The sequence below is a fragment of the Williamsia sp. CHRR-6 genome, assembly GCF_018474015.1.
GTDB lineage: Bacteria > Actinomycetota > Actinomycetes > Mycobacteriales > Mycobacteriaceae > Williamsia_A.
In genome coordinates this window covers 1,085,533-1,098,457 of record NZ_JAHCSG010000001.1, presented here as the reverse complement: position 1 = coordinate 1,098,457, position 12,925 = coordinate 1,085,533, and the positions used below count along the sequence as shown (strand labels likewise).

General features: G+C 61.3%; 10 protein-coding genes. 4 read left to right on the top strand and 6 right to left on the bottom strand.

The features are described from left to right. Positions 1-781: 781 nt before the first annotated feature. The 3 genes from KIK15_RS04855 to KIK15_RS04845 form a co-directional block, all read right to left on the bottom strand. Positions 782-1,264 (bottom strand): hypothetical protein, encoded by a 483-nt coding sequence (locus KIK15_RS04855; protein ID WP_214243263.1) that lies wholly within the window; start codon positions 1,262-1,264, stop codon positions 782-784. A gap of 141 nt (positions 1,265-1,405) precedes the next feature. After that, positions 1,406-2,128 carry an immunity 49 family protein gene (locus tag KIK15_RS04850; protein WP_214242959.1) on the bottom strand — a complete coding sequence of 241 codons (723 nt, stop codon included), beginning with the start codon at positions 2,126-2,128 and terminating at the stop codon, positions 1,406-1,408. A 97-nt stretch (positions 2,129-2,225) separates the two neighbouring features. Beyond that, positions 2,226-2,639, bottom strand: coding sequence for a hypothetical protein (locus KIK15_RS04845; RefSeq protein ID WP_214242958.1), 414 nt, complete (start codon positions 2,637-2,639; stop codon positions 2,226-2,228). A gap of 365 nt (positions 2,640-3,004) precedes the next feature. Here KIK15_RS04845 and KIK15_RS04840 point away from each other — a divergent pair, with 365 nt between their 5' ends. Further along, on the top strand, positions 3,005-3,364 hold the full coding sequence (locus KIK15_RS04840) for a hypothetical protein (RefSeq protein ID WP_307851732.1): 360 nt from the start codon (positions 3,005-3,007) through the stop codon (positions 3,362-3,364). A 23-nt stretch (positions 3,365-3,387) separates the two neighbouring features. On the opposite strand, the gene KIK15_RS04835 is transcribed toward KIK15_RS04840, so the two are convergent. From KIK15_RS04835 to KIK15_RS04825, 3 genes are read right to left on the bottom strand one after another with little or no spacing between them, the layout of a single operon-like run. Next, complete coding sequence (locus tag KIK15_RS04835) at positions 3,388-3,924, bottom strand: hypothetical protein (RefSeq protein ID WP_214242956.1); 537 nt, start codon at positions 3,922-3,924, stop codon at positions 3,388-3,390. After that, complete coding sequence (locus KIK15_RS04830; RefSeq protein ID WP_214242955.1) at positions 3,921-4,700, bottom strand: hypothetical protein; 780 nt, start codon at positions 4,698-4,700, stop codon at positions 3,921-3,923. Before KIK15_RS04830 ends, KIK15_RS04835 begins: the two co-directional genes overlap by 4 nt. A 58-nt stretch (positions 4,701-4,758) precedes the next feature. Continuing rightward, the gene (locus KIK15_RS04825; RefSeq protein WP_214242954.1) at positions 4,759-5,118 is read right to left on the bottom strand and encodes a hypothetical protein; all 360 of its coding nucleotides are present in this window, start codon (positions 5,116-5,118) and stop codon (positions 4,759-4,761) included. Between the two features lie 609 nt (positions 5,119-5,727). Between KIK15_RS04825 and KIK15_RS04820 the strand changes: the two genes are divergently transcribed. The 3 genes from KIK15_RS04820 to KIK15_RS04810 all read left to right on the top strand — a co-directional run bounded on the left by KIK15_RS04820 (position 5,728) and on the right by KIK15_RS04810 (position 12,849). Next, entirely contained in the window at positions 5,728-9,528 is a 3,801-nt protein-coding gene (locus KIK15_RS04820) for a GTPase (protein WP_214242953.1), read from the top strand. After that, on the top strand, positions 9,525-11,102 hold the full coding sequence (locus tag KIK15_RS04815; protein ID WP_214242952.1) for a GTPase domain-containing protein: 1,578 nt from the start codon (positions 9,525-9,527) through the stop codon (positions 11,100-11,102). The genes KIK15_RS04820 and KIK15_RS04815 overlap by 4 nt, the downstream gene beginning before the upstream one ends. A gap of 625 nt (positions 11,103-11,727) precedes the next feature. After that, positions 11,728-12,849, top strand: coding sequence for a hypothetical protein (locus KIK15_RS04810; protein WP_214242951.1), 1,122 nt, complete (start codon positions 11,728-11,730; stop codon positions 12,847-12,849). Positions 12,850-12,925: the final 76 nt, after the last annotated feature.

Sequence of the window (12,925 nt, the reverse complement as noted above, 5' to 3'; positions counted from 1 at the left end):
CCGGGAAAACAATATGTTGGCAATCCTGAGGGCCTTCCGTACACGTAGACGGCCACGATCAGTAGAAGCAGGCACGCGACTACAAATGCGATTCGCGCCACTCGGAGCGGATGGCGCGGGCTGAGGATCGGGCTGAGACAGCGCGAACAACCATGGGCGCAGCAATCCACGTGTGCACGGTGGAATCTCGGATGAAGTTTGGGACATAGCGATCGCTCGGACACTCTTTGAGGCGGTCGAAACATTCGTTGTATTGGGCGGTCTGGATCAACCACGCCGTGATGGCTGCCGAGAACAGTGCGATGGCAAGCACCCATAGCATCGCAACGAGCGGCAAGGGCGCCCGGTTGTCTCTGTACGCAGAAATGCGCCGCCGGCGACCAGTCACCACGTCTGCTTCGGCCGGACGACGATCACGTTCTGTTGTCCCTCACTCTGTTGTTCCTCTGCACTACGTCCCCGGACGGAGGAGTTGGTCGCGTCCGGTGCGTGTTGGGTGATATGACCTCCCCGGTACGAGCGGTCAGTATGCACGAGATGGGTCTGGTCGTCAGATCGGTGGTGCTCGATCCGTCGCGATGGACAACCACGACGCGCTCGGTGCGGTGATCGTCTATGCCGAGGAAGGCCATATATGAACGTGTACATGGGATCAGGTCTGCTTCGTGCACACGCCTGCGTCGCGAGCTGAGTCACATGCTCAGCGATATCGCCGAGACCTGCCGCTGCGCAACGGATTCAGATGCGACCCACGAAGATCAGTTATGTAAGAGCCGGGTGGTCAGGCGCCACTTTGGGGGAGTCGCAACAATTCGCTGGTCACGGCGGGCCAGTCGGGGAAGCGTTCACTCGCGAATCGAATGTGGATGCCGTCGAACTTGTCGACACCGTTGTGGACCCGATCATCGACGATGATGGCACCCTTGTTGAGGTGTTTGTGATGCGACAGGATCAGCCGCTTCCATGCGGGCGTGCCCTCTTCGATGCCGAAGTGTTTCTGCACCCAGCGCACCTTGTCGGACCAGGCCGACGGATTCTTCCACGGTGCAGTCGAAAGGATGTAGGTGTCGTACACGTGCGCCAGCGTGACGTAGGCGTCGATGGCCCCTGGCACAGGATCCATCAGCGCAAAGATCCCCGGTGCGTCGTCGAAATTGTCTTTGTAGCGTTGCTGCACATCTGGGCTCAGCCGTTTGATTCCCGACGGGAAGTCGACTAGCACGTTGTCCATGTCGATGTAGAGAACTTTCTTGGTGGCCACCATCTCGTTCATATGCGCAGTATAAGCTGTACGTGCGACACCCGTTGTCGTATGCGTTGATTGGTGGCCTGCGCACCTCGAATTGTGAGTGGTCGCGGAGTAGGGGGTGTAGCGCCCTCTGTTGGTGCTGTCGAGGACCTTTTGTCAGTTGGGTGTGGTGGTGGGGTACCAGCCGGGGTGGATGAGTCCGGTGGGGAGGTAGTCGGATTCGATGGTGAGGGTGAGTCCGTGGTCGGTGGCGAGGGCGCAGGTGGCGGCTATGGGGATGGATGTGTAGCCGGCGCAGTCGCGTGATCGGTGGTCGTGGGCGGTGTAGTAGGTGCGGTGGGCGTGGAGGGCATCGGTGACGGCGGTGGTGAATGCTGTCTGGTCGTGGTTGGCGATGGTGGTGAGGATGGCGAGGATGGGTGCTTCGAGGAGGGTGGCTTCGTCGGGTTCGACGTAGCTGGGGGTGGTGATTGCTTCTTGGGCGGCGGTGAGGTGGGTGGTCCAGGTGGGGTCGTTGTTGTCGAGGGCGGTGAGGGCGCGGTAGCGGTGGATGCGGTACTCGGGCCATTTCCCGGTGGGGATGACGTGGTGTTCGGGGAGGGCGTGGATGGCGCGTTGGGATTGTGGTGATCGGGATAGGGCATAGAACCAGAACAACTGGATCCAGTCGTCGAGGGTGGCTTTGCGGGTGGGTCCGGTGCCGTTGGGTGTGTGTGGCCTGCCTGCGACGGTGATGTCGATGGTGGTGTCGGGTGGTGTTGCGGCGCCGAGGAACAATCCGGCGTAGAGGTCGGTCGCCATGGTTGCGGCCCATCGGGTTTCGGGTTGCTGGGCGTGGGGATCACGCGTGCTGAACCACCCGACGGCCGATGCTGGCATCAAGGGGTCAAACATCGGGCTGTCGACATCGGTGGGGGCTTCTTGGAGCTGCTCCTCGAGTATTCCTTTGGCAGCGTCAACATTTTCCCGAGCTCGGTCAAGATCGAATTCGTGCCGCTCGATTGTATTCATTCGTTCCTCCGTATTTGTCGATATTGAATTGCTGGACCACGGATCCTGTCCAGCGGCCGGAACTGTCGACGGTGGGACGGATGACGACGTACTTGAGGGTGCCGTCACGTAGAGCTTTGTCGATCGCGTCCGACACCTTTGCTGACGGTTCGTTCTCGGCGAGATCCTCGACGTATTCACGTGTTCCTTGTTGTACTCGCTTATCGCGGACCAGTTTCGATCCGAGGTCGGCGTTGACGCCTTTGGCTTCCACGAGGATCGGTTCCTCGGGGCCGCCGTTTTTGGGGGTGATCAGGTAGACCTGGTCGGCTTCGCCGGGCCCGCTGGGAGTGGTCGGATCGGTCAGTTCCTCGACGGCGTATTCGCTGTCAGGGTACATCCGATGGATTCGGTCGCGGGCTACAGTTTTACCGAATTGCTCACCGAGGTCTCGGACCTGGGTGTGTGCTTTGGCCAGTTTGTTGGCTGTGTCGGCGGTTATGCCGCCCTGTCTTTCACATTCCAGGGCCCGGCGGGCTGCCAGACGGTACGGAAAGTGAGATGCGGTCAGTTACGGAAAGGTTCCCGGCCCAGCGCACCTTGCACGAGCGACCGCTGTCAGCGCGGGTGGAATGTCAGTGGTCGGCGTTACCGTGAGGGCGTCGAGGCGAGGAGGGACAGGGCATGCGAGACGCAGAGCCGGCGGGCACACGCGAATGGTCAGACATGGCGGAGTGGGTGGTCGAATCTGTCTCGGACAAGCCGGTGGGCTTCGTGTTCGACCTCGGCCCGCGTGACTACGGCCCGGACGACGAAGAGCAGGGGTGTGAGGCGATCTGCGCGCAGGTCGTGGTGTTGCAAGATGACGTGCTGTTGCTGCGCCGTTCTCGAATAGTGTTGCACCGCTTGAACCTTGGCGACCATTCGGCTGATGATCTGCCGCTGGATGAGTGGCTGGACGGCGAGCATTTCGAGGACTGCACCGACGGGTACATGTTCACCCAGGATGTCGAACTGGTTGCTGATGCGGTGGTTTCGTGGTTCCGGGACATATGTCTCGTGGTCACACCCGATGCGCTCGGATGCAACTACGAGTTCCCAGACGAGCTGCTTCCGCTCGACTGAGATGGGCTCCTGCTGCGGTCGGCCTACGCACTCTCAGGGTGGCACCGGATCTGGTCAGCGGCCGCTTCCCAGCGACGAGTTGCAGTGACCGACAGTTGGATCGCTGTCAGTTCCGTTGAGCCGCTGCGGGTTACGATGCTGTGAGAATTTGAGATCAGTGGCCCGTATGGTGATTCGAGTGTTCCGAGCAGCCGAATGGATACGGACTGCGGCATGGCAAGTTCGTCTTGTCTAGTGCGGCGCGCCCAGCCGGGCACGTCTTGGGTCATTCTGGCGAACAACTCGGCGGTCTCGTTCAAAGAAGCCTTCAGATTCTGCAATCGCCACCCGATCAGCACTGCTACCGATACGAAGAGCCCGGTGCCTCCCACGTCATCGGGATTCGGCGCCACGTGGGAGCCGTCTATCCACGAGACCGCAGGTGTATCGCCGATGGCATTGGCGCGAGTCTTCCGCCACTCCGGCGGAAGGTCAACGATGACGTAGCCCAGCGACATTGGATTGGTGATCGGGTCGCATGCGGCGTCTGGCGAAGCGGCGAGCATGTCAGCCAAATTCATTCGGTTCCAGCTTCATTCGGCACAGCGACCTCGATGACAACAGACTGGCCCACGTCTAGGCCCTGTGGGGGTGCGACTGACAGCATGGCGGCGATCTCGGCGGCGGTCCCGATGCGGCCCTGCCGCGTCCACATCCGCAAATGCTCCAAGGTCGCAGCCACGGTCTCGGCGTCGATTCCGAACTGACCGCGGGTCAGATTGACAGGACGTGCCCCGGAGCGCGACGTGTGCGAGAACTTCACCACGGGCGGACCCCGTGGCATGGCTGCCACGGCGAAAGAGTCGTCGGCGATGCTGAACTTCCGATCCCCGAACAGGGTCACGGTTGTGCCGCTGATGCGGACGGGACCCGACGTGAGAACAGCCATCACACCCAGCAACACAGCAACACCACACAGGCCGGCGGCAACCAGGGCCAAGCGCAGGTCCGGCTGCGAGCCGACAACTACCTGCGCGACGGCGGCAGCGGCCATGAGAAAAAAGATCGCAGACAGAAAAGTCATCGCGTTACGCAGCGGTGTCTCCGGCAGGAGCAGTACCGAATCCGCATCGATACGCAGACGCATACGCGGTCGCAGATAGTTGAGGAACCCGATCCCAGCCAACGCCAGGAATGCGATTGATAGCAGCGGCTGCCCGACTAGCAACGACACCGCCATCAGAATGATCCCGCCGATAGCAAACGGAAGGATGTCGCGAATAGGTTTGTCCCGGTATGCAACTCGACGAGTCCAGTTGAGCTGGATCACTGACGGCTGAGTCACGAGTTGCTCCACAGCCAAGCGATTCCTTTTGACGTCTCCAAGGCGACGATCGCGCCGACTCCTGCCCCCACTACAGCGCCGACGGCGTTGCCGGCCACGGGAACGAGGGTACCCACCGCTGCACCGGCCGCGCCGCCGGCGACCATGCCTGCCACGAGGCCGACACCCTCATTGGTGATGGCTTCCTGGCTGCACGTGCGACCTTCTTGTCAGCGTCGCCGTGTCGATCGAGATCGAGACGGGTCTTGTGGACCGAATCTTTCGCCGCTTCTGCAGCATCTCCACCCCAGCTTTTGAACGCATCGAGGTTGGCCAGCGTTGTCGATGTCGCATCGCAGTGGTCAGCGACGTTCGTGCAGATGCCGAAGACCCGGTTGATCTCGCCGACGTCCCACCGGTCGATGTCAGCTACGCACAGTCCTGCCATCACGTCCTCCTCAACTGCCCAACTTCGTCGACCATCATTGCACCGGTGGCACACGCGCGGATGACAGCAGCGTTGTAGGCGTGTAGGGGTCGTCTGACCGGTGTGATCTCGGCCCGCGCGACTACAGCCGGGCCGAGGAAGAGCAGGGGTGTGGGGCGATCTGTGCGCAGGTCGTAGTTTTGCAGGATGATGTTCCGTCGCTGTGCCGGATTCGAATGGTGTTGCACCGCTCGAATATTGGGGATCATTCGGCCGATGGTCTGCCGCTGGAGGAGTGGCTGGACGGCGAGGTGGTGTCGTGGTTCCGGGGCAGTGGGTGCGTCGCTACCCCTAGTGCGCTCGGATGCAACTACGAGTTCCCGGACGAGCTGCTTCCGCTCGATTGAACTGGGCTCCCACAGCCTGTGGCTGGTGCCGGCATTTCCGCCCGAATTGTCAGACGCCTGGCCTCGGTGTTGACAAATTCTGCGTTGTGACCGGGATGGGTCCGTCGAAATAAGGCGGCTGATCTCCGCCTGTAGCGGGAAATGCCGCTGATGTCAGTTGGCTCTCCTACACTTCACGTGACGTGAAAGATCAAAAAGATCCGGTGGTCAGGAGGGGTGGCACGTGATGGGTGAGGTTGCCGGACTGGCAGATGCTGTCAATGAGGCAGTAAGGACAGGGGAACGAGAGCTCCAGCAGCTCGAGCTCTCGGTCGAAGCAGCGCTGCAGCAGCTTCGCGAGGTCGCGTTGTCGGACTCCGGCGAGAGAGATCAACTGCTCGCGGACTTGTCGGCGTTCACCGATGCCTTTGCCGAGAAGGTCCGCCGACATCTGGATGATCAGCGTCAGATACTGTCGACCTTCAACATCGTGTTCTTTGGTCGCACCGGTGCGGGCAAGAGCACCCTTCTGTCCGCCTTCGGGCAACTCGATGGATTACTTGTGTCGCCAGGTGATAGCGACTGGACGACCGAAGTCATGCCGATCGAATGGCAGCGATGCTCCCTGTGGGACACGCCGGGAATCAACGGCTGGGGGAGGACGCGGGCGAGATCTGAACTTGAGGAGACTGCACGTCGCGCCGTCGAAATCGCTGACGTTGTACTGCTGTGCTTCGACACGCAGAGCCAGCAGTCGTCCGAGTTCGGCAAGATCGCTGAGTGGGTAAAGGCATACGGCAAGCCGACGATCGCGGTCCTCAACGTCCGCAATCTGCGATGGCGGCACCCTGCGAAGGTCCAGAGCCAGTCTGTCCGGAGGTCTCTGTCGCGAGCCGTTGCCGAACACGCGAACAACATCCGAACCGAGCTGGCAAAGATCGAGCTGGGCGGGACTCCGGTAGTCGCGATCCAGAGTCGCCGAGCGTTGTTCGCGCGAGCCGCAACGCCGTTTCGTGGACCCGCGTCTAATGATCTCGCTTCTGATCGAGAATTGTTCGGCACCGAATATCTCGCTCAGTGGTCGAATTTTTCCGCACTTGAAGATCTCGTCGCCGCATCGATCACCGAAGGAGGGATGGAACTTCGCCAGACGTCCTTGCGGGAGGGCCTCCGCGCCATCGTGGCTTCGTATGTGTCGAAGCTTTCCAAAAGCAGAGAAGAGGTCGAGCCGCAAATTCGAGTCATCGAAAACCGACTCGAGCAGCTCTTCGACACACTGGGCTATCTCGAAGAGGCGGAGAGGGAAGTATTCCTTCAGGACGGTGCCGACCTCATATCCGCAGTGGAAAGCGAACGGGGCCGGCCGTTCACTGCCTCCCGCGGCGGAACGTTCGACAGGCACTTTAACCAACTACTTGAATCTCACCTCCTACAGGCACGGGAAGGCGCGCTGCGCAGGGCTGATGTGCTGGTGAGCGAAACAATTGCCAAAAACTCCCCGCTCACCGACTCGGACTTCCAGCGCGCGGTGTATTCGACGTCCGAACTCCAAGCCGCAACCGACGAGATCTGGTCGGCCAGGAAGGAGTTCCTGCAACGGGAGATCCAACTGGCGGTATCGGAGATCGATCCCGGGCTTTCCGAGTACATGATCAAGGGCATGTCGTTCGATGCGATCAGCAGCGCCAAGGCTAAGGCAGGCCTGGCACTACAGTCCGCCGGGCTGGCGGCCGGAGCTGTCTCGGGCGCCATCGCGGTCCCCTCTGTGGCCTCAATCTGGAACCCCGTCGGCTGGGTGGGTACCTCCGTCGCCATCGGCCTAGGTGTCGGTTCTCAGGTCGGCAAATTCGCCGGCTCGCGGCTGGCGAAGAGTGGAGAAGACGAGACAGCCAGCCGACGAGCCACAGCCGCACATGAGGCGAGGGCGGCGGTGCACGAGACATTCGACGCGATCGAGGAGAAGCTCCGAAATCGTAGTCGCGCTGAGACGTGGCGCGTTGCAGCTCCAGTTCTCATTGAGTTGCTGCAACAGAGCCTGGCGATCCGTCGGGGAAGGGCGAAAGCCACGCGGCTAATCGATATCCTCGAAGCCCAATCTCGTGGCATCGCCGAGGCACCTTCAAGCACTGGACTACTGGACAGCGCTGCCGCCCGTGTGCTGGATTCGCGGGGTGCGAGGTCCAGAGGTGGGGCGGAAGTCTGGTTGGGCGAAAACTGGTTTGAGGCCACAGATGGGGGGTCGACGCAACCGCCGAAGATCGTTGAGGCGCACCGCGCGATTTTCGCAACGCAGATGGAACAAGAACGCATACAGCTAGGGAGGTGGCTGAGCTCAGCCTGGTCCATCCCGCCGGACCACGAAGTCAGAGCGTGGTTCACTGCAGTCGGCGAGGCCATGTCAAACGATGACGAACTCTCTCATGAGGTCAACCGTGCTCGAAATGGGACGCGCTCCAAGCCTGCCGTGGCAATCCTCGGCGACTACAGCGCCGGAAAGTCGAGTCTCGTCAAGCGGCTGTTGGTAGAGATGAGTGGGTCCGCCCCCCCGGACCTGGGCGTCCGGGGGAGCGTCAGCACGAACGCTGCTCGCACCTACGAACTCGGTCATATTCGGCTGATCGATACCCCAGGATTTCAGAGCGGACGAGCCAATCATGATGAGCAGGCGCTCGCTGCCGCTGCTGGCGCGGCCCTCGTGGTGGTGGTTGTGCATGTCAATCTGCTACTCGGTGACGTCACCCTGCTGGAGGCAATAGTGAACGGAACCGCCAGGACGGTTCCGAAGGCAGGGCGCATCATTTTTCTCATCAACAGATCCGATGAGCTAGGTGTCGATCCGACCTCAGATCCGGAGGCATACCTGCTGCTGCGGCGCCGCAAATCCACAGAGCTGATCGCCGCGCTGGGCTCGCGAGGTATCGCTCTCAACGAGTCCGAGGTGCATACCGTCGCCGGCGACCCGTTTGGTGAAGTCGGCAACAACTTGGACGTCACGCGGGCTGACTATGACGGTAACCGCGAGTGGGATGGTATCGAGCCCGTTGTTCGGACACTCGATTCGTTCTCGCGAAAGTTGTCGCTGGCCGGACGTGAACGTGCCGCTATTGACGAAACGATCAACGCTCTACTCAGTCGACGCGAAGATTTGCGCGCCAACGTGGCCGAGCTGGAGGCTGAGGTGGCCGTGCTCGCACGCCCGGTCCAGGCCTTCGCCAACGGAGAGAGCGCGGCCGAGCTGCTCGAAAGCGCGATGCGAAACAAGCTGACGCAGATCGTCGATCCGTTCGTGGAGAAGGCGCGCGGCCGGATTCGCTCTGCAGGCAGCGAGGACCTGGACAAAGTCGCAGAGTCCGCAACGGCGTGGCTGGATGATCCGCAGCTCACTCTGGAACTGGATCGCTTCACCACGCTGATAGGGCAAGACATCGACGATTGGTACGCCGAGCACTCGTCTACCATCAGCCGACAGCTCGGCTCATTGTATTCCGAGAGAAACGCCGCCTTGGCGGATGAAAAATTCTCTGCGCCAAAAAGAGCAAGCGGTGTCGATTCGATGAAGATAGTCGCCGGTTCGGCAAATGGCGCCGCCAAAGTGGCCAGATTGGTCGGAAATAGAGACACCGTATACGCAATCGGTAAGAATCTAGGTGTGAAGTTCAAGCCATGGGGAGCAGTGAAAGCTAGTAGCCGCGTGGCAAAGGCGGCGCCTATCCTTGCCGCGATCGGTACTGCGGCCGACGCGCGCGCGATGTACAACGCGCAGAAGTCTGCAAAAGGTAGGGATAAATTACGGGAGGATGCGATCGGATTCCTGGCAGAATCGTTCGAAAAGATCCAGCTCGAACTCCTCGAAGGTGATGGTTCCACTGGCCCGGTGCCGGCTCTTCGCGACAGGCGTGTCGTTCTTGCTGAGCAACGGGCCGCTCTAGAGGCGACCCGTGAGCGGCTGGCAGACGACGCAGATTCGATGTTGGCCGAGGTCGACGTGATTAGTAGCCTTCTCGATCGAGCGACTGAGCTGTTGAGTTCACGAAGGAGTGGCGAATGACTACCGAAATTGTTGCGGCCGCCAAAGAGTGGATCGCGGCAGTTCCCGGCGACCCGGCGATCGACAAATTCGAAGATCAGTGGCGAAGGTTTGATCAGAATCATAAGCCGGTGATCACGGTGTTCGGTTCGTATGACACGGGAAAGAGCAGTCTCATTCGACGACTTCTCGTCGACTCCGGCGTACAGGTGCCGGAGTGGTTGACGATCAGCGCCCGCCACGAAACGTTCGAGGTGCGAGAGATCGAGTTGGGAGGCTGTCTTCTGCGGGACACGCCTGGATTGGCGGTCGGCGCCGATGACGTCCGGGGGGAATCCAACAGCCAGGCTGCGCAGTCGGCAATCGAGTTGACAGACGTTGCGATTGTCACCGTAACGCCGCAGCTTGCCACCGGTGAGTTCGAGGTGGTTCGCGACCAAATCGGAGGGCGATGGCCTGCGGCCGCGCTATGGTTTGCGATCTCCCGCTTCGACGAAGCCGGCCGCGATCCCGACAGCGACCTCGGAGGCTATCGTGAGCTCGCGAATCGCAAGATCGTGGAACTCCGCGAGTCTTTCGGCCTGTCCGATGCAACTCCGGTCTTCGTGGTTGCTCAAGATCCTTTTCAGCTCGCAGGCGCAGACCGCGATGTCGATAGAGACATCTGGGACGACTCGCGAGCGTGGGATGAGATGGACAGCCTCGCCGTGGCCATCGAGGACCTGGGTAACAGTGACGTCAGCGCGTTGCGCACCGCGACTGAGGAGCGGTTCTGGTCGCGCGCGGCGGCGTCCGTCGCGTCAGATCTGCGCGACGCACTCCCTGCGCTCGAAGCCGCATCGGTTGAGGCCGCCAATCAACGCGTCCGCGGCCAGCAATGGAGTGACGAGCTGGGCACGCTAGACAAAGCTGCACAAGCGAATCTGAAAGGGACGCTTTCCGAATCGATCCGACATGCGCTCGTCAACCCTGACAGTGGTCAGGACGAGATTGTGTCCGTTATTCGGTCGGCACTCGACCTGTGGTATCTCGATTTCGGCAGGCGTTTAGATCTCATTCTCCAGGACGTCGAGAAATCCGCAGAGCGGACGCGTTCAGAGCCGGCATGGGCGCAACTCGACGCGCTGGTGTCCAGTGCGCGAAGCGAGAGCGGGGCGATCGAGGGGCCTGAAGTAAGGCGCTTGGCTCCCTTCCTTGAGAAGCACGGGCAAGAGATCGCCAGCACGCTGCTGGAGATTGAGCGCCTCTACCGCAAGCGCTCGGGTCCAGGTTCTGGATCCAAAAACAATACCGGTGGGTTGACGGTGAGCGACAAGGCGAAGGCGACGAAGCTCGTCGTTCAGATGATGATAGGAATAGCTCGGCTGGTGGACGATTATCGATCGAAGCGCGCAGCGACGCAGCACGAGGCGCGTCTGTTTGCCGATAGCCTGCTGGCTGACGCAACAGCGACCGCTCTCGAGGAGTGGGCCAAGAGCGTCAGTGATGCACGGGAAGTAGTGACGGCAGCTCTCGGATGTGGCGCGCACTCAGCGGACGCACTCCGTCTCAGCGTCGAAGATCTGCGCGCCGCGATAAGGAGCTGCCCGGTGTGAGATCTATGAATGGCTACGTTGCGTAGCGGTCTTCGCCCTAGCGCGCTCATTCGCGTTGACCGGATGGCTTAGGCGGACACCCCTGCACCCCGCGCCGACGCCGTCTGCGGGCGCGGCCTAAGCCTGGACTTCGATCGCGCAGACCGCGGCCAACCCTGACGCCGACCTGCGCTAATAGCGGGCGATGGTGGTCAACAAGAAGATCCATTCGTGTCTGGGTCGAGGATGGCCCCCAAGTCCGGACCCAGCAACCCCGTTGACTCGTCGGTCAGAGGTTTGGCTCGTCACATTGAGGCCGATGCCTCGAAGACATTGTGGTCAATCCGGACATCCTGGACCGGTCCATCTCCGCCGCCCGACTGATCGACGAACTCGACACAGGGTTCGACCTGTGGGTGGTCCGCCCCGGGTATTGCGCCTGGACAACTGCCCGAAGTTCATATCGCAAGCGCCGCAAAGGTTCTGCGATACCGAGATTGGTATCGTGGTCATGAAAGCGGTACTCCCGCCCGCCAATACCAGCCACAACGTTTGCACCCCAGAAACCTGCGGTTGGCTTCGGCCGTGGTGGCTGGGGTCGGCATTCCCGCCCGGTTTGTCAGTTGTCTGTCCTAATGTGTGTTCCATGCCTTCGCTACCGAACAGCCTCGTCCCTGGTTGGCAATCCTCGCCTGATGTGGCGAGGTGGGCCCGCAAACACAAGTTCAGCGAGCCGTACTCGGCGGGTGACCGTGAGCTGCGCGAGTTCTCGCGGGACCATTCAGGTGCAGCGCCTGGCCTGTATCTGTGGGAAGACGAGAACCATCGCATCTACATCGGGATCTCCGAGAAGCATGTGGCGACGCGAATCCGCGCCCACATCCGCAACTTTCGCCCGGTGTCGAACATCCAGTCGTTTCGGTATCTGCCCGACACTGGGACCAGCACCGAGCTGCGGACCCGCGAACGGGAGCTGGTCCATTCCGCTGCGGACGACGATGCGCAGTTCGTGGTGATGAATCGTGAACACGCGGCTGTGGTGTTCGGTGATTCGGTCTTCGACGCCGAGGTGCGTCCGGAAACGCAGCAGGCATGGTTGGACGACCCGGTGGCCGAATGGACGCCGTTCACGCAATCGCGGGCCACGGAGAAGCGGCGCGCAGCGGCTGAGAATGCATGGGTGAAGTTCGATGGCCGCGATGATTCCGAGTCGATCATCGATGCGGTGGCCCTATATGCGCGGCTGTGCGTTCCGTCGGCGGCGGCCACCGAATACGAGTGGTGGGTGGTTACCTGTCCTGGGTGGAAGAACGCCGCGTTCGAGCGTGTCTGCACAGTCAGCATCTCCTTCTTGGAGGTGCTGTGGTTTGCCCAGGACCGCAAGACCGGACGGGTGTCGGTGCAGGTGGGTGTGGACTATCGGTCGCTGCCGGCCAAGGGTGTGGTCAAGTCGCTGAAGATGCGCCTACGCGGCAAGGTGCATCCCTCCGGCGGGCCGTTCGAAGAGGTCGTCGAGTTCGCCTCGGTCGAAGACTTTCGGCGCGCGCTCGAAGAGTCTGCGGCACTGCGCCGAGCAGCGGCCCGGTTTGCGCTGGATCGGATGCGGACCGGCCGCGTCGGGCGTTATCGAGAATCCCACTGCCCGCAGCTGGCTGCGGCTGTGTTGAACCGCGCGAACGAGCTGAAGGTTCAGCGCGTAGACGACGACACCACCCAGACGCGACTACCGAAGGTGCTTGCGGGGATACGAAAGCGGTTGCGGGGCTGAGGAATTCAACCGGCAACGCTCAGTTCGCTAGCCCGAAAGACGGCGCAACTACCTGATGGTCCTCGGGCGGCGTGAA

What these genes read in the sequence shown, in the direction of transcription:
- KIK15_RS04850 (WP_214242959.1), bottom strand. Translation starts at nt 2,128, where the DNA reads ATGCCAGCATCGGCCGTCGGGTGGTTCAGCACGCGTGATCCCCACGCC.
- KIK15_RS04835 (WP_214242956.1), bottom strand. Translation starts at nt 3,924, where the DNA reads ATGAATTTGGCTGACATGCTCGCCGCTTCGCCAGACGCCGCATGCGAC.
- KIK15_RS04820 (WP_214242953.1), top strand. Translation starts at nt 5,728, where the DNA reads ATGGGTGAGGTTGCCGGACTGGCAGATGCTGTCAATGAGGCAGTAAGG.
- KIK15_RS04855 (WP_214243263.1), bottom strand. Translation starts at nt 1,264, where the DNA reads ATGGTGGCCACCAAGAAAGTTCTCTACATCGACATGGACAACGTGCTA.
- KIK15_RS04810 (WP_214242951.1), top strand. Translation starts at nt 11,728, where the DNA reads ATGCCTTCGCTACCGAACAGCCTCGTCCCTGGTTGGCAATCCTCGCCT.
- KIK15_RS04845 (WP_214242958.1), bottom strand. Translation starts at nt 2,639, where the DNA reads ATGTACCCTGACAGCGAATACGCCGTCGAGGAACTGACCGATCCGACC.
- KIK15_RS04815 (WP_214242952.1), top strand. Translation starts at nt 9,525, where the DNA reads ATGACTACCGAAATTGTTGCGGCCGCCAAAGAGTGGATCGCGGCAGTT.